At 63.0% G+C, this 25719-nt stretch carries 21 protein-coding genes, 1 tRNA gene and 1 riboswitch; of the genes, 12 read left to right on the top strand and 10 right to left on the bottom strand.

Annotated elements, in window-relative coordinates:
- Positions 1-2: 2 nt before the first annotated feature.
- The 3 genes from O4H62_RS21180 to O4H62_RS21170 are packed head-to-tail and all read left to right on the top strand — an operon-like array spanning position 3 to position 4125.
- Positions 3-656, top strand: coding sequence for a glutathione S-transferase family protein (locus O4H62_RS21180; protein WP_269390830.1), 654 nt, complete (start codon positions 3-5; stop codon positions 654-656).
- 30 nt (positions 657-686) lie between these two features.
- Positions 687-1895, top strand: a complete 1209-nt coding sequence (locus O4H62_RS21175; RefSeq protein WP_269390829.1) for an acetyl-CoA C-acetyltransferase — start codon at positions 687-689, stop codon at positions 1893-1895.
- Between the two features lie 16 nt (positions 1896-1911).
- Positions 1912-4125 (top strand): 3-hydroxyacyl-CoA dehydrogenase NAD-binding domain-containing protein, encoded by a 2214-nt coding sequence (locus O4H62_RS21170; RefSeq protein WP_269390828.1) that lies wholly within the window; start codon positions 1912-1914, stop codon positions 4123-4125.
- 55 nt (positions 4126-4180) lie between these two features.
- On the opposite strand, the gene O4H62_RS21165 is transcribed toward O4H62_RS21170, so the two are convergent.
- Positions 4181-4990: a class I SAM-dependent methyltransferase gene (locus tag O4H62_RS21165; RefSeq protein ID WP_269390827.1), complete on the bottom strand. Its 810-nt coding sequence runs from the start codon at positions 4988-4990 to the stop codon at positions 4181-4183.
- Positions 4991-5192: 202 nt separating this feature from the next.
- Here O4H62_RS21165 and O4H62_RS21160 point away from each other — a divergent pair, with 202 nt between their 5' ends.
- The 4 genes from O4H62_RS21160 (at position 5193) to O4H62_RS21145 (ending at position 8153) form a co-directional block, all read left to right on the top strand.
- The gene (locus tag O4H62_RS21160) at positions 5193-5810 is read left to right on the top strand and encodes a 2-hydroxychromene-2-carboxylate isomerase (protein WP_269390826.1); all 618 of its coding nucleotides are present in this window, start codon (positions 5193-5195) and stop codon (positions 5808-5810) included.
- 151 nt (positions 5811-5961) lie between these two features.
- Positions 5962-6633 (top strand): helix-turn-helix transcriptional regulator, encoded by a 672-nt coding sequence (locus O4H62_RS21155; protein ID WP_269390825.1) that lies wholly within the window; start codon positions 5962-5964, stop codon positions 6631-6633.
- 123 nt (positions 6634-6756) lie between these two features.
- The gene (locus O4H62_RS21150) at positions 6757-7170 is read left to right on the top strand and encodes a tellurite resistance TerB family protein (protein ID WP_269390824.1); all 414 of its coding nucleotides are present in this window, start codon (positions 6757-6759) and stop codon (positions 7168-7170) included.
- 137 nt (positions 7171-7307) lie between these two features.
- A complete protein-coding gene (locus tag O4H62_RS21145; RefSeq protein ID WP_269390823.1) occupies positions 7308-8153 on the top strand; it encodes a sterol desaturase family protein in 846 nt (281 codons plus the stop codon).
- Here the strand turns inward: O4H62_RS21145 and O4H62_RS21140 are convergent.
- Positions 8147-8908 (bottom strand): transporter substrate-binding domain-containing protein, encoded by a 762-nt coding sequence (locus O4H62_RS21140; protein WP_269390822.1) that lies wholly within the window; start codon positions 8906-8908, stop codon positions 8147-8149. The two genes, O4H62_RS21145 and O4H62_RS21140, sit on opposite strands and share 7 nt — an antisense overlap.
- Positions 8909-9125: 217 nt before the next feature.
- Here O4H62_RS21140 and O4H62_RS21135 point away from each other — a divergent pair, with 217 nt between their 5' ends.
- On the top strand, positions 9126-11096 hold the full coding sequence (locus O4H62_RS21135; RefSeq protein ID WP_269390821.1) for a glycosyltransferase family 2 protein: 1971 nt from the start codon (positions 9126-9128) through the stop codon (positions 11094-11096).
- Here O4H62_RS21135 and O4H62_RS21130 read toward each other — a convergent pair.
- Positions 11062-11135, bottom strand: a tRNA-Gly gene (locus tag O4H62_RS21130). The genes O4H62_RS21135 and O4H62_RS21130 overlap by 35 nt on opposite strands.
- A 125-nt stretch (positions 11136-11260) precedes the next feature.
- Here O4H62_RS21130 and O4H62_RS21125 point away from each other — a divergent pair.
- Complete coding sequence (locus O4H62_RS21125) at positions 11261-12064, top strand: ion transporter (RefSeq protein ID WP_269390925.1); 804 nt, start codon at positions 11261-11263, stop codon at positions 12062-12064.
- 31 nt (positions 12065-12095) lie between these two features.
- Here O4H62_RS21125 and O4H62_RS21120 read toward each other — a convergent pair whose 3' ends face one another.
- Positions 12096-13184 carry a 2'-deoxycytidine 5'-triphosphate deaminase gene (locus O4H62_RS21120; RefSeq protein ID WP_269390820.1) on the bottom strand — a complete coding sequence of 363 codons (1089 nt, stop codon included), beginning with the start codon at positions 13182-13184 and terminating at the stop codon, positions 12096-12098.
- An 80-nt stretch (positions 13185-13264) separates the two neighbouring features.
- Positions 13265-13343: riboswitch (SAM riboswitch) on the top strand.
- 46 nt (positions 13344-13389) lie between these two features.
- Here O4H62_RS21120 and O4H62_RS21115 point away from each other — a divergent pair.
- Positions 13390-14574 (top strand): O-succinylhomoserine sulfhydrylase, encoded by a 1185-nt coding sequence (locus O4H62_RS21115; protein ID WP_269390819.1) that lies wholly within the window; start codon positions 13390-13392, stop codon positions 14572-14574.
- Here the strand turns inward: O4H62_RS21115 and O4H62_RS21110 are convergent.
- A complete protein-coding gene (locus tag O4H62_RS21110) occupies positions 14563-15186 on the bottom strand; it encodes a CDP-alcohol phosphatidyltransferase family protein (protein ID WP_269390818.1) in 624 nt (207 codons plus the stop codon). The two genes, O4H62_RS21115 and O4H62_RS21110, sit on opposite strands and share 12 nt — an antisense overlap.
- Before the next feature lie 179 nt (positions 15187-15365).
- On the opposite strand from O4H62_RS21110, the gene apaG reads away from it, so the two are divergent.
- Both apaG and O4H62_RS21100 read left to right on the top strand, forming a co-directional pair.
- Positions 15366-15758, top strand: a complete 393-nt coding sequence (gene apaG / locus O4H62_RS21105; RefSeq protein ID WP_269390817.1) for a Co2+/Mg2+ efflux protein ApaG — start codon at positions 15366-15368, stop codon at positions 15756-15758.
- Positions 15755-17212: a TrkH family potassium uptake protein gene (locus tag O4H62_RS21100; RefSeq protein WP_269390816.1), complete on the top strand. Its 1458-nt coding sequence runs from the start codon at positions 15755-15757 to the stop codon at positions 17210-17212. Before apaG ends, O4H62_RS21100 begins: the two co-directional genes overlap by 4 nt.
- A 67-nt stretch (positions 17213-17279) precedes the next feature.
- Here O4H62_RS21100 and O4H62_RS21095 read toward each other — a convergent pair whose 3' ends face one another.
- The 5 genes from O4H62_RS21095 to O4H62_RS21075 form a co-directional block, all read right to left on the bottom strand.
- Positions 17280-20693, bottom strand: a complete 3414-nt coding sequence (locus O4H62_RS21095) for an efflux RND transporter permease subunit (protein WP_269390815.1) — start codon at positions 20691-20693, stop codon at positions 17280-17282.
- Complete coding sequence (locus tag O4H62_RS21090) at positions 20690-22075, bottom strand: efflux RND transporter periplasmic adaptor subunit (protein ID WP_269390814.1); 1386 nt, start codon at positions 22073-22075, stop codon at positions 20690-20692. The genes O4H62_RS21095 and O4H62_RS21090 overlap by 4 nt, the downstream gene beginning before the upstream one ends.
- A gap of 85 nt (positions 22076-22160) precedes the next feature.
- Positions 22161-23153 (bottom strand): Hsp33 family molecular chaperone, encoded by a 993-nt coding sequence (locus O4H62_RS21085; RefSeq protein WP_269390813.1) that lies wholly within the window; start codon positions 23151-23153, stop codon positions 22161-22163.
- A gap of 114 nt (positions 23154-23267) precedes the next feature.
- Positions 23268-24191 carry an ornithine carbamoyltransferase gene (gene argF, locus O4H62_RS21080; protein ID WP_269390812.1) on the bottom strand — a complete coding sequence of 308 codons (924 nt, stop codon included), beginning with the start codon at positions 24189-24191 and terminating at the stop codon, positions 23268-23270.
- Positions 24192-24206: 15 nt separating this feature from the next.
- The gene (locus tag O4H62_RS21075) at positions 24207-25400 is read right to left on the bottom strand and encodes an aspartate aminotransferase family protein (protein ID WP_269390811.1); all 1194 of its coding nucleotides are present in this window, start codon (positions 25398-25400) and stop codon (positions 24207-24209) included.
- Positions 25401-25719: the final 319 nt, after the last annotated feature.

The raw sequence follows: 25719 nt of genomic DNA, 5'->3' as shown, positions 1-25719 counted from the left end.
CAATGGCCGAATTCACACTTGATTGCTTTTTAGAGAGCGGCAACGCCTACAAGGCGGCGCTGATGCTCGAGCTTGCCGGCGCGGACTGGGCGCCCCGCCGTGTAGCCTTCTTTACCGGCCAGACACGCTCGCCGGAATTCCGGGCGCTCAACGTCATGGGCGAGGTTCCGGTCTTGACGCACCACAAGCCGGACGGCGATGTGGTGCTAAGCCAATCCGGAGCCATCCTCGACTACCTGTCGCGGGAGCTCGACCGCTTCGGGCCGGCAAATGAAGCTGAACGCCGGGAAATCCTGCGCTGGCTGCTGTGGGACAACCACAAGCTGACCAGCTATGTCGCGACCTACCGGTTCATGAGCCTGTTTCAGAAGAAGACCGACGATCCGGTGACGCAGTTCTTTCATGCCCGTGCCGTGGGCGCCTGGAAGGTGCTGGACCAGCATCTTGAGGGGCGCGATTTCATCGTTTCCGGCCATCCGACGATCGCGGACCTGTCGATCTGCGGCTACCTGTTCTGGCCCGACCAGATCGGCATGGACCTCAACGCCTATCCCAACATTGCTGCATGGCTGGACCGCATCGCCGCCCTGCCCGGCTACAAGCGACCCGAAGACCTGATGCCAAGCGGGATGGATCCCGCCACCGCAACCGCCTGACCCGAACACGAAAACCTGGAGATCACCGCAATGGTTGATGTATTTGTCTATGATCACGTCCGCACCCCGCGGGGCCGCGGCAAGAAGGACGGAAGCCTGCACGAAGTGCCTTCGGTGCGGCTCGCCTCGCACATGCTCGAGGCGCTGCGCGACCGCAACGGCCTGGACACCGCGAAGGTCGACGACATCATCATGGGCTGCGTCGACGCCATCGGCGAAGCCGGCGGCGATATCGCCCGGGCGGCGACCTTCGAAGCCGGCTACGCCACCGAGGCGCCCGGCATCCAGATCAACCGCTTCTGCGCATCCGGCCTCGACGCCATCAATCTCGCCTCCGGCAAGATCGCCTATGGCGCCGACGACATCGTCATCGCAGGCGGTGTGGAATCGATGTCGCGCATCGGCATCGGCGCCCAGGGCGGCGCCTGGTTCATGGATCCGTCGGTCAACATCCCGGCCTATTTCATGCCACAGGGCATTTCGGCCGACCTGATCGCCACCAAATACGGCTTCTCCCGCGACGACGTCGACGCCTATGCGGTAGAGAGCCAGAAGCGCGCGGCGAATGCCTGGGAGAAGGGCTATTTCAAGAAGTCCGTGGTTCCGGTCAAGGACATCAACGGCCTGACCATTCTCGATCGTGACGAGCACATGCGTCCGGGCACCGACATGCAGACGCTTGCAAGCCTCAACGCTTCCTTCGGCATGATGGCGGAGATGGGCGGTTTCGGCTCGGTCGCCATCCAGGCGCACCCGGAAATCGAGAGCATCAACCACATTCACCATGCCGGCAACTCGTCGGGCATCGTCGATGGCGCCGGGCTGGTGCTGCTCGGATCCAAAAAGGGCGGCAAGACCATGGGTCTCGAGCCGCGCGCACGGATCAAGGCCTTCGCCAATATCGGTTCCGATCCGGCGCTGATGCTGACCGGACCGGTTGATGTCACCGAGAAACTGCTCAAGCGCGCCAAGATGAAGATTTCGGACATTGATCTGTTCGAACTCAACGAGGCCTTCGCTTCTGTTGTCCTGCGCTTCCAGCAGGCCTTCGACATTCCGTCCGACAAGATCAACGTCAATGGCGGCGCGATTGCCATGGGTCATCCGCTCGGCGCCACCGGCGCAATGATCCTCGGCACCGTGCTTGACGAACTCGAGCGCCGTGATCTCAACACCGCCCTTGTCACGCTGTGCATCGGCGCGGGCATGGGCACCGCGACGATCATCGAACGCGTCTGATACCCGGAGAACAATCATGAGCAATGAAATTTACACAGTAGACGTCGACAGCGACGGCATCGCGCTCGTCACCTGGGACATGACCGACCGGTCGATGAACGTGTTCACGCAAGCAGCGCTCGAGCAACTCGATGCGCTGGTCGATCGCTTCGTCGCCGATGACGCGGTCAAGGGCGTGGTGTTCACCTCCGGCAAGTCGACCTTCTCGGGCGGCGCCGACCTGACGATGATGAAGACCCTGCTCGCCGGCATGGCGGAAGAAAAGCGCAACAACCCCGAAAAAGCCCAGCAGATGCTGTTCGATCAGGTCGGCCGCATGAGCCAGCTGTACCGCAAGATCGAAACCTGCGGCAAACCGTGGGTTTCGGCGATCAACGGCGTGTGCATGGGCGGCGCGTTTGAACTGTCGCTTGCCTGCCATGGGCGTGTCGCCGCGGACTCGCCGTCGGTCAAGATGGCGCTGCCGGAAGTCAAGGTCGGCATCTTCCCGGGCGCCGGCGGCACCCAGCGGGTTCCGCGCCTGACCAACGCCCAGGACGCGCTGCAGATGATGACCACCGGTCAGTCGCTGACGCCGGCAAAGGCCAAGGCGATGGGCCTGATTCATGAGGTTGTCGAACCCAAGAAACTGGTTTCTGCCGCCAAGGCGATGATCAAGAACGGCCTGTCGCCGGTTGCCCCGTGGGACGTCAAGGGCTTCAAGCTGCCCGGCGGCCAGGTCTGGTCGGCGCAGGGCGCACAGCTGTGGCCCGCGGCTTCTGCGATCCTGCGGCGCGAGACCCAGGACAACTACCCAGCCGCCAAGGCGATCCTGCAATGCGTGTTCGAAGGCCTGCAGGTTCCCATCGACACCGGCCTCAAGATCGAGCAGCGCTATTTCAGCCATATCCTGCAGACCCCTGAAGCCCAGTCGATGATCCGTTCGCTGTTCGTCTCGCTGCAGGAGATCAACAAGGGCGCGCGCCGTCCGGAAGGCATCAAGCCGACCAAGTTCCGCAAGATCGGCGTCGTCGGCGCCGGTTTCATGGGCGCGGGCATTGCCTATGTGACGGCCAAGGCCGGCATTCCGGTGGTGCTGATCGATCGCGACATGGAGGCTGCCGCCAAGGGCAAGTCCTACTCGGAAGACCTGGTCAAGAAGGGCGTCCAGAAGGGCAAGACAACCAAGGAAGAGGGCGAGAAGCTGCTATCGCTGATCAGCCTGTCGACCGATCACGCCGACCTGTCGGATGCGGATCTGGTCATCGAAGCCGTGTTCGAGGACCGTGATGTCAAGAAAGCGGTGACGGAATCGATCGAAGCACAGATCCGGCCGACCACGGTCTACGCGTCCAATACCTCGACGCTGCCGATCACCGGGCTTGCCAGGAACTCGAAGCGGCCGAAAAACTTCATCGGCATCCACTTCTTCTCGCCGGTCGACAAGATGATGCTGGTCGAGATCATTCTCGGCCGCAAGACCTCGGACAAGGCACTGGCCGTGGCGCTCGACTATGTCGCCGCGATCAAGAAGACGCCGATCGTGGTCAACGACACACGCGGCTTCTTCGTCAACCGCTGCGTGCTGCGCTACATGAACGAGAGCTACAACATGCTGGCCGAAGGCGTGCCGCCGGCGATGATCGAGAATGCGGCGAAAATGGCCGGCATGCCGGTCGGTCCGCTGTCGCTCAACGACGAGGTGGCCATCGACCTTTCGCTGAAAATCGTTCGCGCCACAATTGCCGACCTTGGGGAAAAGGCTGTCGATCCGCGTCATCTGGCGCTGGTCGAGCGGATGGTCGAAAAGGAAGGCCGGCTTGGCCGCAAGAACGGCAAGGGTTTCTACGACTACCCGGCAAAGCCCGCCAAGAAGCACCTCTGGCCCGAACTGAAGACGCTCTATCCGCAGCAGGACCCGGCCAAGGTCGATGTCAGGGAACTGCAGAACCGCTACCTGGCGGCAATCGCACTCGAAGCTGCACGCACGGTGGAAGAGGGCATTGTCACCGATCCGCGCGAGGCCGACATCGGCACCATCCTGGGCTTCGGGTTCGCGCCCTACACCGGCGGTGCGCTGAGTTACATCGACACCATGGGCGCGCAAGCCTTTGTCGACATGTGCAAGGTGCTGGCCCGCAAGTACGGCAAGCAGTTCCGCGCGCCGAAGCTGCTGGTGGAGATGGCCGAGAAGGGCGAAACCTTCTACGGCCGGTTCAATCCCTACCGTGAGGACAAGGCAGCCGCCTGAGACTTCCGCGTTTGCAGAGACATTCAAACGGGCCTTCGGGCCCGTTTTTTTGTTGTCAGGGCTTCGTGGCGACCAGCGTGTAGCACAGCGGCAGCTGCGCCTCGTTGCCGACATAGATGTCGTAAGCGGTCTCCCGGTTGGAATGGGGATACTCCCTGAGTTCCCCGATCCGCAATCCGGCCTTGACGCATCCGGTGACGATGTCGCCCATGGTGTGGAAATGCCACCAGGACGGCGGCGCTTTTGCGGTCTCCGAGCCGTCATAGACAATCTCGTCCTCGGTGATGAACGGTTCGGTCCGGAAATAGGAATATGTCAGCGAATGGGTGTCCTCGCCATGGGGCTCGAACATGTCGAGCACCGGGTGGGTTTCGTAAATGACCAGCCGTCCGCCGGGCGCCAGGAGCCAGGAGACAACCGCCAGGAAACGCGTCAGGTCCGGCATCCAGTTGAGCACGCCGATGGTGATCAGCGCCAGGTCGAACCGGCCTTCGAGTTCGCCGGGCAGCGCATAGGCATTGGCACAGACGAAGCGGGCCTTGCCGCCATGCGGCGAGACAGCGCGCAATTCCTCCGCCTGGGCGAGAAAGGCGTCGGACTGGTCGATACCGGTGGCCTGCACAGCACCCAGAGCCAGCATCGACAAGGTTTCCCGACCATTGTTGCAGCCGATCTGCACGGCGCGTGCACCGCTGACGCCATTTCCGGCGAGTACGCCAGTCACCGTAGGATCGAAAGTCGAGAACGCCGGATCGGCGAAGCCCGAGAGTTGCCGCCGCCACTCTTCGCTTTGCCGGTGACGATGCGCCGATGCATTCCAGGCAAGCCTGTTGGCCTGCGTTACCGTGTCTGTGTCCCGTGTCACCGGAAGAATTCCTTATCAAGCACCGGCTTCGAGACCAGTTATCAGGCCTTGCCCGGGCGGATGCAGCGCACGAGCAGGTTCGCCCCCTCTGATAGCTAGAAAATTAACTTCAGGAAAGCATGATGGAAGGCCAGGTTGCCAGGAGCGCGTTGCCGGAGCCCAGTGCTTTCGGCACCGCGGGCGGAAAAGGGAGGTCCACACGATGCCGGTCATCGACTACTATTTCTACTGCGCGTCGCCGTTCACCTATCTCGGTCACAACCTGATCTGCGAAGTCGCGGAAAAACACAAGGCCACGCTCAATTACAAGCCGGTCAACCTGTCGGCCTTGTGGGCTGTCTCCGGCGCGGTTCCTCCCGGCCAGCGGCCACCGGTTCGGCAAAGGCTGCGACTGATCGAGCTGCAGCGCCTTGCCGCCTGGCGCGGCCTGCCGATCAAGACCACGCCGCTGCATTGGCCGGTGGACGCCTCGCTTGCCGACAGGATCATCATTGCATTGGTGGAGACCGGCCACGATCCGCGCTATTTCATGGGCAAGGTGCTCTCCGGGGTCTGGGCCAATGACGACAACATTGCCGACGAAGGGGTGCTAACCTCCTACCTGTCACAGGTCGGGCTCGATGCGCGACCGGCAATCCTTGATGCCAAGAGCGACGAAATCGCCGCCATTCGCGAGCGCAATTCGCAGGATGCCATTGCAGCCGACGCCGTGGGGGTGCCCACCTATGTGCTCAATGGCGAGCCTTTCTGGGGGCAGGACCGGATCGAACTGCTGGATCAGGCGCTGACCACCGGCCGAAGCCCGATCCGGCCGCATTGAACAAGGTGGCAAGGCTGTTCGCACACAGCGAAAGAGTGAGGATATTTTTCCTAGTTGGCTTTACTTGACCGCAGCTGATCATGTAGAAAAGCCCTATTCGGGCCTTTGTTAATCAGCCCGGCCTATGTTCTGAACAGCGGGAACCTGGACCATGCTCTCGCATGAACGCATCTGGTCAGCGCTCGATGCGCTTGCCGAACGCCACGGTTTGACGGCCTCGGGACTTGCCCGGCGCGCCGGTCTGGATCCGACGGCTTTCAACAAATCGAAGCGATGCGGCACTGACGGCCGCGACCGCTGGCCCTCGACAGAATCTCTAGCCAAGGTGCTGGATGCCACCGGATCCTCGCTCGAGGAGTTCCTGAGCCTGGTGCGCGGCAGCCCGACACCGGGTGAAAGCAGCTTTCCCGAAGGCGCCTTTCCGCCGCAGGCAGGTTCGATTCCGCTACTTGGTTTCGCGCAGGCCGGCTCCGGCGGATTTTTTGATGATGGCGGCTTCCCCGCCGGGCAGGGCTGGGATGTGGTGGATTTCCCCGCCCAGCCGTCCGACAGGCCGGGGGTCTATGCGCTGGAGGTGCAAGGCGACAGCATGCTGCCGCTTTACCGGGATGGCGACATCCTGATCGTCGAACCCGGAGCCCAGATCCGCCGCGGGGACCGTGTGGTGGTCCGGTCCCGCGAAGGCGAAGTGATGGCCAAGGTGCTCAACCGGCAAACGCCGAAATCGGTCGAGCTGATTTCGCTCAACCCCGATCATCCGAACCGCAGTTTCGATGTCAGCGAAATCGACTGGATCGCCCGCATCATCTGGGCGAGCCAATAGGATGAGCCCGTTCATGGCGGCGGTGAGCCGCCAGGCGGCCCGTCCGGAGTTTTACGGCCCGACGGCTTGTGCGATGCCGCCAGCTTTCTTATCTATCGTGAAAATTCAGGAGAGAAACTGCCCATGACCGAACGTGTTACCACACATGATGCCTTGATCTATCTGATGGTCACCATGTCCGCCGTCGACAAGGCCATGAACGACGCTGAACTGGCGCGCATCGGTCGCTTGGTCACTTTCCTGCCGGTGTTCGACGGATTTGATCCGGAGCGGCTGATCGGCGTCACCCGCGCCGCGGCCGAACTGCTGAAGGGGCCGGAAGGGCTCGACATCATGCTCGAGGTGGTCCGTGACGCCGTCCCGCCGAAGCTCTACGATACGGCTTACGCCCTGGCGGTGGAGGTGGCGTCGGCCGACTACAACATCCAGCAGGAGGAAATCCGGCTCCTGCAGATGGTGCGCGACCGCTTGGGACTCGACAAGCTCACCTGTGCGGCGATCGAACGCGGGGCGATTGCCCGGTTCAGAAGCGCCTGATCCTTTCACCGCCATCCATTCTGTCGTGTGGTGCTGAAGGCCCGCGCCGACGTGTCGCAGGCTTTCACCGGATCGTGTTTCGCCAGCGGCCACCGGCTGTGGCATGAGAAAGCCCGACCACGAAACGGAGGCGCACAATGACGCTGTTCGGCCTGTCCGAGCCGGTGATCCGGCTTCTGGCATTTTCCACGATATTCATCGCGCTCGCAGCCATCGAACTGCTGGCGCCGCGGCTCGAGCGCGACGAGATGCGCGGGGCGCTGAAATCCCGGCGCTGGATGACCAATCTGGCAATGGTGGTGTTGTCATCCGTGGCACTGAGGATCGTTTTTCCACTGGCTGCGGTGGGCACCGCGTTGTGGGCGCAGGCGAACGGGTATGGGTTGTTCCCGCTGCTCGAGCTGCCGCTCTGGGTGGCCGGCATCCTCGCTTTCATCGTTCTGGATTTCGCGGTCTGGCTCGAGCACGTGGTCAGCCACAAATGGCAATGGCTGTGGCGCATTCACCGCATGCACCATGCCGATACCGGCTTCGATCTGACGACCGCGCTGAGGTTTCATCCGCTTGAAATCGTTCTGTCGATGTTCTGGAAGGCGGCCGTCATCATCGCGCTCGGTGCTCCGCCGGTGGCGGTTCTGGTCTTCGAGATCGTGCTCAACGGCGCCGCGATGTTCAACCACGCCAACATCAAGCTGCCCAAGGCCGCGGACGCCGTGCTGCGATTGCTCATCGTGACGCCTGACATGCACCGGATCCACCATTCCACCGATCCGCGCGAAACGGATTCGAACTACGGGTTCAACCTGGCGATCTGGGACAGGCTGTTTTCCACCTACACCGAAACCCCAAGGCGCGGCGACACCGGCATCGAGATCGGCCTGTCGGAGTGGCGCGACAGCCGCACCGCCGGTCTTGGCTGGGCACTGGTCCTGCCTTTCCGGTTCCCGCCGAAGGCGAAACCCCGGGCGACGCTGGATCAGTAAAGCCCGTTGGGGAACCAGCGCAAGTAGAGTTCGGTGAAGCGGCCATTGCGATTGAGCGCCGAGAGCGCATGGTCGAAGGCCTGCCGAAGCGGCGCGTCGCGCGGGCGCACCGCGATGGCCAGTCCTTCGCCAAGATGGACTTGCGAGAAATACGGGCCGCCAAAAAACCGGCAGCAGGCTTCCGCCGACTGGCTGGAAAGCCAGAACGACAATTGCAGCCCGTCACCGAACACGGCATCGACAGTACCGGCCTTGAGCGCCTCGAACATCCAGTCCTGCCTGGAGAAGGTGACGGGCCTGGTGCCGGAAAACCAATCGCGCATCATGGCTTCATGCGCTGTTCCGCCAAGGACGCCGACACGCAGCCCATCCAGTGCGCTGGCGCTGTCGCCCTCAGGGCCGGCGTCCTTTCTGACGGCAAAGCGTGCCGGCAGGGCCAGATAGGGGCGGGTGAAGCGGTACTTGTTGCGGCTTTCAGCGGTGATCGCTAGACCCGATATCAGCGCTTCGGCTTGCCCCTTGACCAACGCGCCCTCAAGCTCGCCCCATGGAAGCGCCTGGATCTGGCACCGCGGCAGCAGATCGAGTTCTTCGCAGATCGCCCGTGCAAGATCGATGTGAAACCCGGCAAGGTGACCGGTCTGATCAAGAAAGCTGAAAGGCGGGAAATCCACGGTGGTGACGAAGCGGATGCGGTTGTAGGCCATTAGGTCGGGAACCGGAATGCGTTCGCGCGGGTCCGTGTAATTTGGCACGAGAATATCATCGGCGCTCGCGACAGGCAGAGCGACAGTAAAAAAAACCACCAAGGCACACGTTATGCGCGATATACCCCGGAATATTAGGGGTGCATTCATGCGCGTTTCCACTACCATAGATTTAGTATCCTGCTGCAACCGCCCTGTGTGTATCAGAGTCATGGCTCCAAGCGAAAGCTCAGATCATCCACTTCCCGGCAGAACCGACCGGCAATTGGCCGATATCGATGGTGCGGGCAAGGGACAAACTCCGGGGATTCCGATCCGGGTGCATCCCAGAATACGGGAAGAAAGCTCCGAGGCGGGGTTCTTTCTCGGATGCGGGATAGGCAAGCCCCATATCAGAGCCGCGACACAGGCCGCCCGGGCCAATGCCACGACGATCGAGAAGGAGCTGATGGCGGAAGGCCTGATCGATCCCGAACTCTACTATCGCTGGCTGGCCCGCGAACTCGGCCTCGCCTATATCGCGGAGATTGATCCGGGCGAGGTGATCCGGCTACCATCCATGGATGTGCTGCTGCACCGTGACGGACCGCTCAGGCTTTCCCGTGCAGGCGGACAAATCACCGTCATCGTTCCCGAGGCGCGGCAGCTGGACGACTACCGGAGGCGGCTCAGCGACATGCCCGGGTTGCGTGACAGTCTCGCGGTGGCCTCCCCCGCCACTATCCGGAAGGCGGTCTGGCAGGCCGACGCCGCTGACCGGGTGCGCAGGATCACCTTTGAGCTCGACCAGGACTGGCGCGATGCGAGCGCGCGGCGGGTGATGACCGGTCCGCAGGGATTCCTGCTGGGGATGGTGGTGTACCTCTCCGCAACGGGCTTCATGCTGTGGCCCTTCGCAGCCTTCACGGTGCTGCATGTGGTTCTGACACTGTTCTTCTCCGGCGGCATCCTGCTGCGGCTGAGCGCTCTGGTGGCGTCCGGCTTCAAGCAGATGCACCCGCCCCCGGCGGACCAGAGCGGCGACACCGGGCTGCCGGTCTACACGGTACTGATCGCCCTGCACGACGAGGCCGCCATGGTGCCGGCGATTGTCTCGCGGATATCGGCGCTCAGCTGGCCCAAGAGCCTGCTCGACATCAAGTATGTCTGCGAGACCGACGACGAGGCGACCATTTCGGCCTTGCAGGCACAGAGTCTCGGACCTGAAAGCGAGATCGTCCGCACACCGGATTTCGGTCCGCAGACCAAGCCCAAGGCCCTGCAATATGCGCTTCAGGGCGCGCGCGGCTCGCTGGTTGCGGTCTATGATGCCGAGGACAAGCCGGCACCGGGACAACTGCGCGAAGCCTGGGCCGCCTTTCGCGACGGCGACGCCCGGCTTGGCTGCGTACAGGCACCGCTTGCAATCGCAAACCTGAGGACAAGTTGGATCTCGGGACTGTTCGCACTCGAATACAGCGGCCTGTTCCGTGTTCTCATTCCCTTTCTGGCGCGCAACCGCTTGCCGATCCCGCTCGGGGGCACGTCAAATCACTTCCGGCGGTCGGCGCTCGAGGCGGCGGGGGGATGGGATCCGCATAATGTGACCGAAGATGCGGATCTCGGCCTCAGGCTCTATGCCCACGGGTATCTCACAGGCACGCTGAAATGCGCCACGGTGGAGACGGCACCGGCCACACTTGACGTATGGACCCGGCAAAGAACCCGGTGGCTCAAGGGATGGGCCCAGACCTGGCTTGTGGCGATGCGCCGGCCCCTGCATACGGTTAAGGCGCTTGGACCGGGCGGATTTTCGGTCTTTCAGCTACTGATCGCGGGCATGCTGGTATCAGCCTTGGCGCATCCGCTGATGTTCATCTTCATCGCGGTGACCCTGACCTGGCTTGCCAGCAGTTCGGCAGCATCGGTCTCCGCTCTGCACAGCGCGCTGATGTGGATCGACCTGGCCAATATCGGCGGCAGCTACCTGACGTTCATCGCCATGGGATGGCGCGGGTTCACCGGTCATGAAAGGACCAGGCTGAAAACCTGGTGGGTCCTGCTGACGCCGGCCTACTGGCTGATGATGTCGTTTGCCGGGTGGCGGGCGTTGGGACAGCTGGTTTCCAACACGCATCTGTGGGAGAAAACTCCGCACCCGGCCGCTCCGGAATGGGTTCGGTTCGCCGAAGCAACAGGGGTCGTGGCCAATGCGAATTGCGTGGAGCGGGTGAAGGGAATCGAACCCTCGTCTTAAGCTTGGGAAGCTTCTGCTCTACCATTGAGCTACACCCGCTGATGCCCAACGATCCTTGGCGCTGTTCAGCGACGGTGTCAAGCCGCCCGGAGCCAGGAGTTGGCTTGACGGGGGGGCGGTGCGGCCTCATATCAATGGTCGTCATCCCAACCCACATGCGTTTCATGGACCAGCTGAAAAACCTCCTGTCTTCGCGGCGCTTCGAAAGCGTCATCACCGCCCTGATCGTCATCAATGCGATCACGCTCGGGCTCGAAACCGTTCCGGAAGCCGTGCAGCGTTTCGGCGGGCTGCTGATGCTGCTCGACCGGATTATTCTCGGCGTCTTCGTGCTGGAAGTGGCAGCGCGGCTTGTCGCCTGGCGGCTTGATTTCTTTCGCGATCCCTGGCGGATCTTCGATCTCGTGGTCGTCGGGGTGGCGCTTGTGCCGGCCACCGGCAGCCTGTCAGTGCTCAGGGCGCTTCGCATTCTCCGGGTGCTCAGGATCATCGGCATGGTGCCGTCGCTCAAGCGGGTTGTCGGCGGGCTGGTCAGCGCGCTTCCCGGCATGGGCTCGATCATGCTGCTCCTGACCCTGGTGTTCTACGTCTTCTCGGTGATGGCGACGAAGCTCTATGGCGAGACCTTTCCCGACTGGTTCGGCTCGATTCCGGCTTCGGCCTACTCGCTGTTCCAGGTGATGACGCTTGAAAGCTGGTCGATGGGCATCGTCCGTCCGGTGATGGAAGTCCACCCGATGGCCTGGGCGTTCTTCATTCCCTTCATCGCCTGCACAACCTTCACCGTGCTCAACCTGTTCATCGGCATCATCGTGTCGGCCATGCAGGAGGAACACGAAGCCGAAGCCACAGCGAACCGCGAGGCGATGGCATCAGACCAGAGCGCCATGCTGGAGGAACTCAAGGCAATCCGCCGGGACCTGGCCGAATTGCGCGCGGCACAGGCCGGCACTTCCCGGCCGTCATGACCGGGACGGCGGGCTTGCCGGAGGCCCGCTCTCAGGCGCGGAAATGCTTGGACAGTTTCAGGCCCTGGGCTTGGTAGTTCGATCCCATGCCCGTGCCGTAGAGCGCCGCTGGACGTTCCAGCATCCGCTCATAGATCAGACGGCCGACGATCTGGCCGTGCTCGAGAATGAACGGGACCTCGTGGCTGCGTACCTCGAGTACGGCACGGCTTCCGGCACCGCCGGCTTCGGTGTGGCCGAAACCGGGATCGAAGAAGCCGGCGTAGTGCACGCGGAACTCGCCCACCAGCGGATCGAACGGCGTCATCTCGGCGGCATAAAGCGGCGGCACGTGCACGGATTCGCGGCTGACGAGAATGTAGAACTCATCGGGGTCGAGGATCAGGTCGGCGGAGCCGCGATTGTACAGCGGCTCCCAGAAATCAAACACGTCCTGGGCGGCGCGCTTGTCGACGTCGACCACGGCGGTGTGGTGCTTGCCGCGATAGCCGATGAGCGCATCGTCCCCCTGCCCCATCAGATCGATCGACAGCGCGATGCCGCCGCCCGAGACATTCGGCGTTTCGGAGGCAACCAGCGTTTCGGTGCGGTGGAGGTCGGACAGTTCGTCCTCGCCGAGCACGGCATGGCCCTGGCGGAAGCGGATCTGCGACAGCCGCGATCCGGTGCGCGCGACGATCGGGAAGGTCCGCGGACTGACTTCGAGCCATAGCGGACCGCTGTAGCCGGCGGCGATCTTGTCGAACTCCTGGCCATGATCGGTCATCACCCGGGTGAAGATATCGAGCCGGCCGGTCGAGCTCTTGGGATTGGCCGAGGCGGAAATCTCCGGGGGAAGCTCCAGGCTTTCAAGCAGCGGGACGATGTAGACGCAGCCGGTCTCGAGCACCGCGCCCGCCGAAAGATCGATCTCGTGCATGCTGAGACGCGCGAGCTTGTCTTCGACACGAGCGGACGGTCCTGGCAGGAAGCTGGCGCGCACGCGGTAGGCCCTCGCGCCGAGCCTGAGGTCAAGGCTGGCTGGCTGGATCTGGTCCGCATCAAGAACGCGGCCGGAGGCAAGCTTTCCAGCCTCGAAGAGCGCCTGAATAGCGCGATCGGAGAGAATGCCTTCTGCCAAGTTCCACCTGCTCCAGATTGTCCGGCTTCTTGATGGCAAGGCAAAGCGATTGACGCAAGCGCAGGAACCCACTAAAAGCGACGTTATCCCGTGGTGATTTGGCCGACCGGCTTGCAGCCACGTTAAACAAGTCGCTAAAAAGGTCGGGTTGCAAAACCGGCTCGCGACTTCGCAAGCTGGTTTTTTTGTGTGTTGGACAAAGATCATGACAAGCAACCGACAATTCCGCCCTGCCACCCAACTCGTGCATGGCGGCACCAGCCGCTCAGGGTTCGGCGAAACATCCGAAGCAATCTTTCTGACGCAGGGCTTTGTCTATGACAGCGCCGAGGCGGCGGAGGCTCGTTTCAAGGGCGAAGACCCCGGTTTCGTCTACTCGCGCTACGCCAACCCGACCAACGACATGTTTGAAAAACGCATGTGCCTGATGGAGGGTGCAGAAGACGCCCGGGCAACGGCGTCGGGAATGGCGGCGATCTCGGCGGCGCTGCTGTGCCAGTTGAAGGCCGGGGACCATGTCGTTTCAGCACGCGCGCTGTTCGGCTCCTGCCGTTGGGTGGTGGAAACGCTGCTGCCCAGATACGGCATCGAATCCACGCTGGTCGACGGTCGTAAGCTCGCCAATTTCGAGGCGGCAATCCGGCCCAACACCAAGGTGTTCTTTCTCGAAAGCCCGACCAATCCGACGCTGGAAGTGGTGGACATCGCCGGCGTTGCGAAGCTCGCCAACCAGATCGGCGCGAAGCTGGTGGTCGACAATGTGTTTGCAACGCCGCTGATGCAGAAACCGCTCGAACTCGGCGCGCATGTGGTGGCCTACTCGGCGACCAAGCATATCGACGGCCAGGGCCGCTGCCTGGGCGGCGTGGTCCTGTCGGACAAGGACTGGATCGACGAACATCTGCACGACTACTTCCGCCACACCGGTCCGTCGCTGTCACCGTTCAACGCCTGGGCCTTGCTCAAGGGGCTCGAAACCCTGCCGCTGAGGGTGCGGCAGCAGACCGAAAACGCCGCACGGCTGGCCGACTTCCTGGCCGAGCATCCGGCTATCGCGCGGGTGATCTATCCCGGCCGTGCCGACCATCCGCAGGCCGATATCTGTGCGCGTCAGATGAAGGGCGGATCGACGCTCGTGGCACTCGAGCTCAAGGGCGGCAAACAGGCTGCGTTCGCGATGCAAAACAGGCTCGAAGTGGTCAAGCTGTCCAACAATCTCGGCGACGCCAAGAGCCTGATCACGCACCCGGCGACAACGACGCACAAGAACCTCTCGGAGGAAGCGCGCGCCGAGTTGGGCATCGGTCCTGGGATGCTGAGGCTGTCGGCGGGAATCGAGGATGTCGATGACCTGATCGAGGACTTCGATCGCGCTCTCTCAGGCCTCTGAGGACTCGTTGGGGAACTCGGCGCGCGCCTGCACGATCCGCGAGAGCGCCGTGTAGAGGCAGATTGCGGCAAACACCCAGGCGACCGGCGCGAACCATGCCGGCCAAAGGCAGAAGACGCCAAACACTATGTAGGTCTCGCTGGCTTCGGCGAGACCTGTGGTAAAGTAGATCGACTTGACGCCGCGGGCCTCAGTCCTGAGCCCGCGTTTTTCAGCGACGATGGCATAGGCAAGAAAACTCGCGCCATTGACGTAGAACGAGAAAATCAGCGCTGCCCCGGCCAGTGCGTTTGCAGCGGGATCGAGGGCAATAAAAGCCAGCGGAACGGCGCCGTAGAAGACGAAATCCAGCGTGATGTCGAGATAGCCGCCAAAATCGGTGCTCCGCGAGGCCCGCGCCACCGACCCGTCCAGCCCGTCACAGATCCGGCTGACGATGATCACCACGAGTGCGGCGATCATGTATCCCAGCGCGACCAGGCCTGCGGCAGCAAGTCCGACCAGGCAGGCAAAGACCGTCACGTGATCGGCTTTCACACCGCGCGCAGCCAGCCAAACTCCAACCTGGTCGAGACCCGGCTGAATCATCTTGCGTGCGGTTCCGTCGATCATGGTGCAGTCTCCCTGTACAGCCCAAGTGATAGCTTGGCCGTTCCCAACCGTCACGCCCCGCCGCTTCCGGCCTTCATCACAATCAAGTCAACACAAACCGCCATTCCGGGCGGTCGAGAAGCGCCGTAATGCTTGACGCAAGGACTTCACTGTAGAAAGAGTGTGGCAAGGAGTGGCTGATGTATCGTGCGCTTACACGCGAGATCGAAGTGACGGTGGAACCCTATTATCTCGAGGACCAATCGGACCCCGAGGACGGCCGCTATGTCTGGGGCTACCGGATCGTCATCGTCAATCACTCCGACCAGATTGTGCAGCTGCAAAGCCGTCACTGGAAGATCACCGACGAGAACGGCCTGATCGACGAAGTCCGCGGTCCGGGCGTCGTCGGCGAGCAGCCCGTGCTCGGTCCCGGCGACACCTACGAATACTCTTCGGGCTGTCCGCTGGACACGCCGTCGGGCGTGATGGTCGGCACCTACCAGATGCAATCAGCCGCCGGAGAGCTGTTCGATGTCGAGATCCCGGCCTTTTCGCTGGACCTGCCGGGCATGGCAAGAACACTGAATTGACCGCCTTTTCCGAATTCCGTCCGGTCATGCTGGTGACCGGCTTGCTGGTGGCAACGCTTGGCTTCGCCATGCTGTTGCCGGCGCTGGTCGATCTGGCGGCGGAAAATGACGACTGGATGATCTTTGCCAGTGCCGGCACGATGACGATGCTGGTCGGGCTGGGGTTGTTTGCCGCCAACAGAGGCATCCCGAAGGGATTGTCGACGCGGCAGGCGATGCTGATGACCGTGGTATCATGGATTGCGCTGGTGGCATTCGGCGCACTGCCGTTTCACTGGTCGGGGATCGTGCCGAGCTACACCGACGCCTTCTTTGAATCGATGTCCGGCCTGACCACCACCGGTGCCACGGTGATCACCGGGCTGGACACCGCGCCACCGGGACTGTTGTTCTGGCGCGGGTTGCTGCAATGGCTCGGCGGCCTTGGCATCATCGTCATGGCGATCGCGGTGCTGCCGATGCTGCAGATCGGCGGGATGCAGCTTTTCAAGGCCGAAGCTTTCGATACGGCCGAAAAAATCCTGCCGCGCGCCACGCAGATCTCGACCTCGATCACGCTGGTGTTCATCGCCATGACCGGGATCTGCGCCGTGGCCTACATGGCCGCCGGCATGACGGCGGATGACGCGGTGATCCATGCGATGACGACGGTTGCTACCGGAGGGTTTTCGACCAAGGATGCTTCCATTGGATATTTCAACAATCCCGGTGTCGAATGGATCGCGGTTGTCTTCATGTTTCTGGGGTCAATCCCCTTCCTGCTCTATGTGCAGATGTTGCAGGGACGTTTCCGGCCGATCCTTGCCGATGACCAGGTCAAGGCATTCGTGAGCTTTCTCGCCGTGGCTATTCTCGCCGGCTGGATGATGGCGCATTTCAGCGAGAACCATATCGGGCTCGAAGGCTTGCGGCATTCAGCCTTCAACGTGGTGTCCATCGTCACCGGCACCGGATATGCCTCGACCGACTACGGCCTGTGGGGACCGCACGCGGTGGCGTTCTTCTTCATCATCATGTTCGTCGGCGGTTGCGCCGGCTCTACTTCGTGCGGCATCAAGATCTTCCGCTTTCAGGTGCTGATAGAGGCTGTCAGGCAGCATGTCTCACAGGTGATGTATCCGAACGGCGTGTTTCGCGCCCACTTCAACGGCAAGCCGATCCAGGATCGCGTCATCGCCTCGGTGATGAGCTTCTTCTTCCTGTTCATGGCCTCGTTCGTTGTGCTGGCGATCCTGCTCAGGCTTTCCGGGCTTGATACTGTTACAGCCCTTTCGGGCGCAGGCACGGCGCTGTCGAATGTCGGTCCGGGCCTGGGCGATATCATCGGCCCATCGGGCAATTTCCAGTCGCTGAGCGACATCCAGAAATGGCTGCTGGCGGCCGGAATGCTGCTCGGGCGGCTGGAGCTGTTTACCGTTCTGGTGCTGTTCCTGCCGCGGTTCTGGCGGTCTTAATGCCAGCGTTCTTTCAAGGGCCTACAGCACCGCGCATCCGATTGGATGCGCGGTGCTGTAGGCCGCTTCACGCGCGCTGCGCGACCGGACGTCTGCCGTAGATGTAGGAGAAGGCGCGGGCAACATCATCGCCGATACCGACCAGCGCCGGCACCAGGAACAGAACCAGCAGCGTGGTCATCGCCAGACCAAACACGATGGTGATCGCCATCGGCAGCAGGAACTGGGCCTGCAAGCTGGTTTCGTAGAGCAATGGCAGCAGCCCGCCAATGGTGGTCAGCGAGGTCAGCAGCACGGCGCGCAGGCGATCGCGGCTGGCGCCGACCGCAGCCTCGGCAAGGCTGTCGCCTTCGGCGCGCCGCTCCTCCAGCCTGGCGACAAGGATGATGGAATCATTGACCAGGATGCCCGCCAGGCCAAGCAGGCCGATGAAGGACAGGATCGTGAGCTGGTAACCGAGCACCCAGTGACCGAAGATCGCGCCGACGACGCCGAACGGAATGATCAGAAGCACGGCGATCGGCCGCCAGTAGCTGGCGAACACCCAGGCGAGAATGATGTAGATGACGCTGAGCGCCACGGCGACGCCAAGCTGCAGGTCGGCGAACGCGTTTTCCTGTTCCTCGGAACGCCCGCCGAAGGAATAGCTCACGCCATGGCGGGCCGCGATCAGATCGAGACCGCCGCTGGTCGTCAGCTGTTCGACCACGGCGCCGGTGGTTGTCACCGCAGTATCGATGTCGCCGGTCACCGAGATCGTGCTCTTGCCGTCGCGGCGCTGGATGGCGGAGAAGCCCTGGCGTTCGGTCATGTCGACGACTTCCGACAAGGGGACGAAGGTGCCGCCGGGACTTCTCAGTTCGAAATCGCGCAGCGCCTGCGATCCGGGTGAGGCCGGTTTCTGGACCAGCCGCACGGTGACCTCGTCATCGCCACGGGGGAAACGGAAGGGTATGGATCCGTCGAAGGCATTGCGGATCTGCCGGCCCACATCCTCGATGGAAAAGCCGAGTGCCGCGCCATGCGGCGTCAGCTGCATGACCAGTTCGGGCTTGCCCCAGGGCAGATTGTCGTCCAGTCCGGTAATGCCGCTGACGCCGGACAGCAGCGCCACCACGTCGGCAGCCGCGGTCTTCAGCGCCGCTACCCGTTCTCCCTGCAGCCGGACCTCGATATCCCTGCCCGGGGGACCCCCGCGGGACTGGGCAACAGTGAAGCGAGTCACACCGGCAATGTCAGGCACGGCCTTGCGCCAGGCATTGACGATGTCGGGTGTGCGGACATCCCGTACCTCGGATGTGGTCAGCTGCACCCTGATGCGGGCCGTGGCGCTGCCGCTGCGGCTGGATGCGCCGAACGTGGTGAAAACCGCCTTGATCGAGGATGGTCCGCTGCCCGACAGGGCCCTGTCCGCGCGACGCAAGGCTTCCTCGTGGGCGGCGATTGCCTCAAGCGCCGTCTGTTCAGGCAGGCCGGCATTGAAAATGATGGTGCCCGAGATGTTCTCGGCTTCCGGCGAGGGGAAGAAAACGAACTCGACGCGCCCGGAGCGGGCCAGGCCGATGGCCAGCACCATGACCATGGCGACGGCGATGGACAGCGTCACATAGCGCCAGGTCCAGGCCAGTTGCACCAGGTGGGAAAAAGGACCGTCCCGGAACAGATCGAAACCGCGGTCGAATGCACGGCGGAACCGGCTCTCGCCCAGGTCCTCGATACGATCACCGGCGCGGCTTTTGCGCCGGCGCAGGACCAGCAAGCCCCATTCCATCAGCGTCGCCAGCGCCAGCGACACCCCGACCACGATGGCCATCCGGCCGGACTGCGGCAGGTCGGCAAAGCCGCGGGCGGCCGCGCGCAAGCTGCTATCGCCGGCGCCAAGCGCCAGATCAATGGCCAGACGTCCGGACAGGCCGGTCAGGAACACCATGAAGATCAACGCCACCAGGAACTGGCGCCACCAGGACCAGCCGGGCGCCTTGCGGCCGGAGAGCGAGTTGGCGAGGTGACCGGGCAGGATGAGGAAACATTCGAGCAGGCTTGCCACCAGAACCGCGATCACCACCATCGGCAGGACCGCCATCATCTGGCCGATGGTGTCGCCGATGAGCAGGATCGGCGCGAAGGCGGCAAGCGTCGTCGACATTGCCGCCATGACCGGCGTGAACATCATGCTGACGCCGTTCTCCGCCGCGGTCTGAGGGTCGTCTCCCATCTGCAGCCGGGTGGCGGTGTGTTCGCCGACCACAATGGCGTCGTCGACGATGATGCCGAGCATCATGATCAGCGAGAACAGCGACATCATGTTGATGGTCTGGCCGGAGATGTACATGAAACCGACGGTGGCGAGCATCGCTACCGGGATCCCAGCCGCCACCCAGAAGGCTATGCGGGCATTGAGGAACAGGAACAGGATGGCGACCACGACCACGAGCCCGCCGAGACCGTTCTTGACCAGGAGCCAGATGCGCGCCGAAAGCGCATCGGAGGCAACTTCATAGGTGGCGATCTGAACGCCGGGCGGAAGCCTGGGCGTGATCTCGTCGAGATAGGCGGACAGGATGGCGGCGGTCTTGAGCGTGTCGGCAGTCGGGGCGCGGCGCACATCGAGTTCGATGGCCGGCGATCCTCGTGCAAGACCGCGGGTGTCATCCGCATCGAACCCGTCGGTGATGCTGGCGATATCGCCAAGCAGCACCTTCTCGCCACTGGGGAAGGATCTCACTTCCACACCGGCCAGTTCCCGGGCGCCCTGGGCATCGGCCAGGGTGCGCAGCTGGCGGTCGACCGCACCCTCGACAGTGCCCGAAGGGAGATCACGGCTGTTGGCAGCAATCGCCGAAGAGACGTCGGAGATCTTCATGCCGAGGCGGCGAAGCTCGATCTCCGGAACCTCGACGCGGATCTCGGCGCTGCGCAGACCGGTGAAGTCGATCTTGTCGATACCGCGATCGATAAGATCGTCGCGGATACGCTTGGCCCAAGCGCGCTTGACCACCTCGTCGGCGCTGCCGAAGACGGCGAGCTTGGCGACGGTGTCGAAAAACACCGCCCTGGAGATTTTCGGCTCCTCTGCGTCCTCGGGCAGGTTGCCGACCGCCTTGACCGCGGTTTCGACATCGGTCATGGCCTGCGTCATGTCGGTGCCGTCCGCAAACTCAAGCCGCACGGTTGCGGAGCCTTCCGCCGCCGTCGATGTCATCCGGTCGACGCCGGAGATGTAGCGGACTTCAGGTTCGATCAGCGCCAGCACATTGGTTTCGACATCCTCGGCGCTGGCTCCCGACCAGGCCACGCCGATGGTGATGGTCGGGCGATCGATCGTGGGGAAGAACTGCGTGTTGATCCGGGCGATGGAGAAAGCGCCGAACAGGATCATCAGCACCATCAGCAGATTGGCCGCATTGGGGTGACGGATGAAGGTGCTGACCAGCCCGCGGCCTTCGAATGCCCCCCGTCCCTGCGCGTCGCTGCCGCTCATTCCCCGACATCCGGTGCTGTGGTGGCCTCCGACTGCGCGTCCACAGGCGGGGTTTCCCCTGACGGCTCACGCACACTCACACCTTCGGTGGCTTCGGTCAGCCGGGTGACGAGCACGATGTCGCCATCCTTCATATCGCCATCAAGAATGGCATCCTCGCCATCCCAGGCGATCAGGCGCACGTCACGGCGTTCGAGCTTGCCGTCAACCACCAGGAAGACGTGATCGGAATTGCGCACCGCAGTCTCGGGCAGACGGAAAGTCTGCGGCCAGATCCGGTCCGGCACAATGAGCGAAACGAAAGCGCCCGGCCGCAGCTGCACCGGATTGTCCGCTTCGCCGATGCGGGCGAAGACCTCGACGCCGCCGCGTTCCGCGGTAACGCGCGCACCGATGCGGTCGATCACGGCAGGCCAGGAATATTGCGTTCCGCCCACGCTCCAGTTCAGCTCCACCTCGCGGCCGACAAGCGGGTCGGCATCGGTCGCCATGCGGCCGTATTGTGCATTGGTCAGGGTGAACTTCACATCGAGGGCACTGTCGTCATAGATCGACGCCACCACTTCGTTGGCGTTCACCGAACGGCCGGTCTCGACGGTTTCGTCGGAAATGATGCCGTCAAAAGGGGCAATCAACGCGGTGTCTTCGAGCTTGCGCTGGGCTTCGCGGACCTTCCATTCAAGCCGCTCGGCATTGGCCTCCTGCTGACTGCGCTGCGCTTCGGCAATCAGGATGTTGTTGCGCCGCTGGCTCGAAGCCTGCTCCCGCTGCGACAGAACCAAGCGCCGCGCATCGACTTCCTTGTCCGTCAGCGCACCTGAGCCCGCAAGCGACAGCGCCCGCTCCAGATCGGCCCGGCCCAGCTCGAGCTGCGCGTCGGCAGCCTCGAGCTGTTCGCGTTCGGAGGCCAGCCGCGCATCGATCTCGGCAATGGCTGCACGGGTGGAGGCCAAATTGGCGCGGGCCTCGACCAGCGCGCCTTCGTAGGCAAAGGGGTCGACGCGCAACAGCACCGTGCCTTTGGCGACACGACGACCGGCAACCATGTCGGGATGGATCTCGACAACATCGCCACTCACCGCCGCGCGCAGGTCGACATTGCGGCCGGTGTCGACCTGGCCATAAAGCCGGATGTCGGGACGGCTGTCGGCGCGCTTGGCGGGCGTTGTCTCGACGGTGTAGACCAGCGGTGTAAACGGCCTTGGGGTTCGTTGCTTGCGGGAGTCCGCCAGGCGCTCCATCGCCACCCAGGCGCCGCCGAGGACCAGCGCCATCAGCGCAATCTGCACCAACGGGCGCAAAAAGCCGCGGCGCGCCGGCGCAGCTTCTGCACGCGCTGTTTCCGCCGGCAGGTCCAGCCGATTGTCTGCCTTGTCGAGCATCGCGTCACTCCGTTGCCGATCAACAGGTAACGTAATGGCGGTACATGGCAAATTAAAGTTTCGTCATGTTGCCGCGCGGCGGCTCTCAGCGCCGGATTTCGGCCGGATCAAAGCGATAGGACGTCGAGCAGAATTCGCACTGGACGGTGATCGCGCCGTCTTCGATGCTGTGCTCGAGCTCTTCTTCCGAAAAACCGGCCAGCACTTCGCCCAGCCGTTCGCGCGAGCAGCTGCACTTGTCGAACACCGGCACCGGCGGATAGATTTTCGCTCCGCGCTCATGAAACAGCCGGTAGAGAAGGCGTTCGGCGCCGACTTCGGGATCGGTCAGTTCGCCTGGATCCACCGTGGTGACCAGCGCCTTGGCTTCCGCCCAGCTGTCATCCTCGTTGTGCACCATCGCCTCGACGCCTTCCGGAAGATCGCCGCCCGGAAGATCGGGGCTGCGCATGCGGTCCGGCGCCTGCGGCAGGAACTGAACCACGATGCCGCCGGCCCGCCAGCTGTGGCGCGGCTTGCCTTCGTCGTCGCGGTCGATGAGTTCGGCAACCGCAAGGCGGACGACAGTCGGGATCTGTTCGGACTGGCGGAAATAGGTTTCGGCCATGGCTTCCAGGGACTCGCCCTTCATCTCGACGATGCCCTGATAGCGCTGCATGTAGGCGCCCTGATCGATGGTAAAGGCCAGCACGCCGTTGCCAAGCAATTCGGCGGGCTTGGTTGCGCCCGATGCCTCGGCCGCGGCCAGACGTTCCTCGTCAAAGCGGGCATAGGCGCGCAGGTTGCCGGGCGTGGAGAAATCCGCAACCAGCAGATCCACCGGCCCGTCCCCCTTGGTCTGGACGATCAGCTTGCCCTCGAACTTGAGCGAGGTGCCGAGCAGCACCGTCAGGGCGATGGCTTCGGCGAGCAGCCGCGCCACCGGTTCCGGGTAGGCGTGCCGTGAAAGGATTGCGTCGATCATCGGGCCTAGCTGCACGGCCCGGCCACGCACGTCGAGGCCATCCACCTCGAAAGGCAGAACGCGGTCGTCTCCGGCGAGGACAGGTTCGCCGTGGGTCTGGATGTCGGTTTCCATCATCTATTCCGATTGCTCATCACGCCAGATCCCGGCCTCGATCGATCGGGCCGGGTCCGGATTCACATTTCAAACGGCCCATATAGGTACTGACAGCGGCAATCGCCAGAGGCGTTACAAGACGCCCATGCACCAGCGCATCACAGCCTTCTGCGCGTGCAAGCGGTTTTCCGCCTCGTCAAACACCACCGATTGCGGGCCGTCCATCACGCCGTCGGTGACTTCCTCACCGCGGTGCGCCGGCAGGCAGTGCATGAAGAGAGCATCCGGATTGGCCTTCTGCATCAGCTTCTCATTGACCTGATAGGGCACGAAAATGTTGTGGCCACGGGCCTTGTGTTCCTGGTTCATCGACACCCAGGTGTCGGTGATCACGCAGTCGGCGCCCTTCACCGCACGGTCCGGGTCGGCGCTGATGTCGATTTCCGCACCCCGCTTGCGGGCCCACTCGACGAACCTGGCGTCCGGCTCCGAGCCTTCCGGCGTTGCAATCTGCATGCGGTAGCCGAACTGGGCCGCGCCTTCGATGAGCGAGTGAAGCACGTTGTTGCCATCACCGGTCCAGGCCAGCGTCCTGCCGTTGATCGGGCCGCGATGTTCCTCGAATGTCAGGATATCGGCCATGATCTGGCAGGGATGCGTGTCATCGGTGAGCGCGTTGATGACCGGCACCGTGGCGTGCTCGGCCAGTTCCAGCATGCGTGAATGATCCAGGGTCCGGATCATGATCATGTCGACATAACGCGACAGGACCTTTGCCGTGTCGGCAATGGTCTCGGCGCGGCCGAGCTGCATCTCGGTTCCCGACAGGAACAGGGTTTCGCCGCCAAGCTGGCGCATGCCGACATCGAAGGACACGCGGGTGCGGGTCGAAGGCTTCTCGAAAATCATCGCCAGCATCTTGCCGGCCAGAGGACGGTCTGTTGCGGTCACCGTCTTGGCGGATCGCGCGCCGTCAATCATGGCGCGCAAATCGGCTGCGCTGACGGCGGAAAGATCCAGGAAATGGCGTTCACCGGCGGATTTTGTCTGTGTCATGGAATCCAGTCCGTTTCAGTTGGCTGCACCGTTGCGGGACAGCATTTCGAGCGCGGCCTCTATTCTTGAGAGTGCGTCACGGGCTTCTTCGGCGGTCACGATCAGCGGCGGCAGCAGGCGCACGACATTGTCGCCTGCAGGCACACCGAGGATATGTTCGTTGCGCATGGCCAGCACCAGGTCGGTATTGGATTTTGCGCATTTGATGCCAAGCATGAGGCCGGAGCCGCGGACATCGGAAACCAGGTCGGGATAGCGATCCTTGAGCGAGGCCAGGCCCTGCCGCAGCACCAGGGCCACGTCATTGACGTGAGGCAGAAACCCCGGTTCCAGGATGACATCCAGCACCGCGTTGCCGACCGCCATGGCGAGCGGGTTGCCGCCATAGGTGGTGCCATGGGTGCCGGCCGTCATGCCGTCGGCCGCACTGGCCGTGGCAAGGCAGGCGCCGAACGGAAAGCCGCCGCCGATGCCCTTGGCCACCGCCATGATGTCCGGCTCGATGCCTGCCCACTCATGCGCAAACAGCTTGCCGGTCCGGCCCACACCGGACTGGACCTCGTCGAGGATCATCAGGATGCCCTCCGCGTCGCACAGTTCGCGCAGCGCACGCAGACTTTCATTCGACAGCGGGCGAATGCCGCCCTCGCCCTGCACGGGCTCGATCAGAATGGCGGCCGTCTCTTCGGTGATCGTCGCCTTGACGGCTTCGACGTCACCAAACGGCACCTGGTCGAAACCCTCGACCTTGGGGCCGAAGCCTTCGAGATATTTGGGCTGGCCGCCAGCGGCGATCGTCGCCAGGGTGCGTCCATGAAAGGCGCCTTCGAAGGTTATGATGCGGTAGCGTTCGGGCTGGCCGTTGACGAAAAAATGACGCCGCGCGGTCTTGATGGCGCATTCCAGCGCCTCGGCGCCGGAATTGGTGAAAAACACCTTGTCGGCGAAGGTCACCTCGGTGAGGCGCCTGGCCAGGCGCGACTGATCCGGGATCTCGTGCACGTTGGAGAGGTGCCACAGGCGGTCGGCCTGGGCCTTGAGCGCCTCGACCAGATGCGGATGGGTGTGGCCGAGCGAATTAACCGCGATGCCGGCTGCAAAATCCAGATAACGCTCGCCCTGAGGGGTTTCCAGCCAGACGCCATGCCCGCGTTCGAAAACGATCGGCACGCGGTTATATGTATCATAAAGCGGCTTGGCGTCGGCCATGGCGCTTCTCTCCCCTTTAGAGAACGGACAACAGGGCATCCCCCTTCGCCTCGCGAGCGCCGCAGCGTCCCGAGCGGCAGGGCATGCCGGAAAACCAAAATGCCGCCCTTTCCGGGGCGGCGAGGGCACTATTTACATTTAGGCCATGCCTGTCAATGAGACAGGATGCCCGCGCGGTTCGGGCGCATTTACATCACATCCCCGAGCCGTTTTCGGTCCGGCCGGCGTTTGGCGACCGCTAAAGGGTAAGAACTCGTATTCGCCGCCTAAGTTGGGGAAAACCGCAAAAAGGAATCAGCATGATTCGGCTGACTCTTGT

Origin of the sequence: Parahoeflea alexandrii (genome assembly GCF_027214025.1) — a bacterium.
Taxonomy (GTDB): domain Bacteria; phylum Pseudomonadota; class Alphaproteobacteria; order Rhizobiales; family Rhizobiaceae; genus Hoeflea; species Hoeflea alexandrii_A.
This window is presented reverse-complemented; position numbering and strand designations above follow the sequence as displayed.

Bases quoted from the DNA above. Each gene is read 5' to 3' on its own strand.
- O4H62_RS21180 (WP_269390830.1), top strand. From the start codon at position 3: ATGGCCGAATTCACACTTGATTGCTTTTTAGAGAGCGGCAACGCCTAC.
- O4H62_RS21175 (WP_269390829.1), top strand. From the start codon at position 687: ATGGTTGATGTATTTGTCTATGATCACGTCCGCACCCCGCGGGGCCGC.
- O4H62_RS21170 (WP_269390828.1), top strand. From the start codon at position 1,912: ATGAGCAATGAAATTTACACAGTAGACGTCGACAGCGACGGCATCGCG.
- O4H62_RS21160 (WP_269390826.1), top strand. From the start codon at position 5,193: ATGCCGGTCATCGACTACTATTTCTACTGCGCGTCGCCGTTCACCTAT.
- O4H62_RS21155 (WP_269390825.1), top strand. From the start codon at position 5,962: ATGCTCTCGCATGAACGCATCTGGTCAGCGCTCGATGCGCTTGCCGAA.
- O4H62_RS21150 (WP_269390824.1), top strand. From the start codon at position 6,757: ATGACCGAACGTGTTACCACACATGATGCCTTGATCTATCTGATGGTC.
- O4H62_RS21145 (WP_269390823.1), top strand. From the start codon at position 7,308: ATGACGCTGTTCGGCCTGTCCGAGCCGGTGATCCGGCTTCTGGCATTT.
- O4H62_RS21125 (WP_269390925.1), top strand. From the start codon at position 11,261: ATGGACCAGCTGAAAAACCTCCTGTCTTCGCGGCGCTTCGAAAGCGTC.
- O4H62_RS21115 (WP_269390819.1), top strand. From the start codon at position 13,390: ATGACAAGCAACCGACAATTCCGCCCTGCCACCCAACTCGTGCATGGC.
- O4H62_RS21110 (WP_269390818.1), bottom strand. From the start codon at position 15,186: ATGATCGACGGAACCGCACGCAAGATGATTCAGCCGGGTCTCGACCAG.
- apaG (WP_269390817.1), top strand. From the start codon at position 15,366: ATGTATCGTGCGCTTACACGCGAGATCGAAGTGACGGTGGAACCCTAT.
- O4H62_RS21095 (WP_269390815.1), bottom strand. From the start codon at position 20,693: ATGAGCGGCAGCGACGCGCAGGGACGGGGGGCATTCGAAGGCCGCGGG.
- O4H62_RS21090 (WP_269390814.1), bottom strand. From the start codon at position 22,075: ATGCTCGACAAGGCAGACAATCGGCTGGACCTGCCGGCGGAAACAGCG.
- O4H62_RS21085 (WP_269390813.1), bottom strand. From the start codon at position 23,153: ATGGAAACCGACATCCAGACCCACGGCGAACCTGTCCTCGCCGGAGAC.
- argF (WP_269390812.1), bottom strand. From the start codon at position 24,191: ATGACACAGACAAAATCCGCCGGTGAACGCCATTTCCTGGATCTTTCC.
- O4H62_RS21075 (WP_269390811.1), bottom strand. From the start codon at position 25,400: ATGGCCGACGCCAAGCCGCTTTATGATACATATAACCGCGTGCCGATC.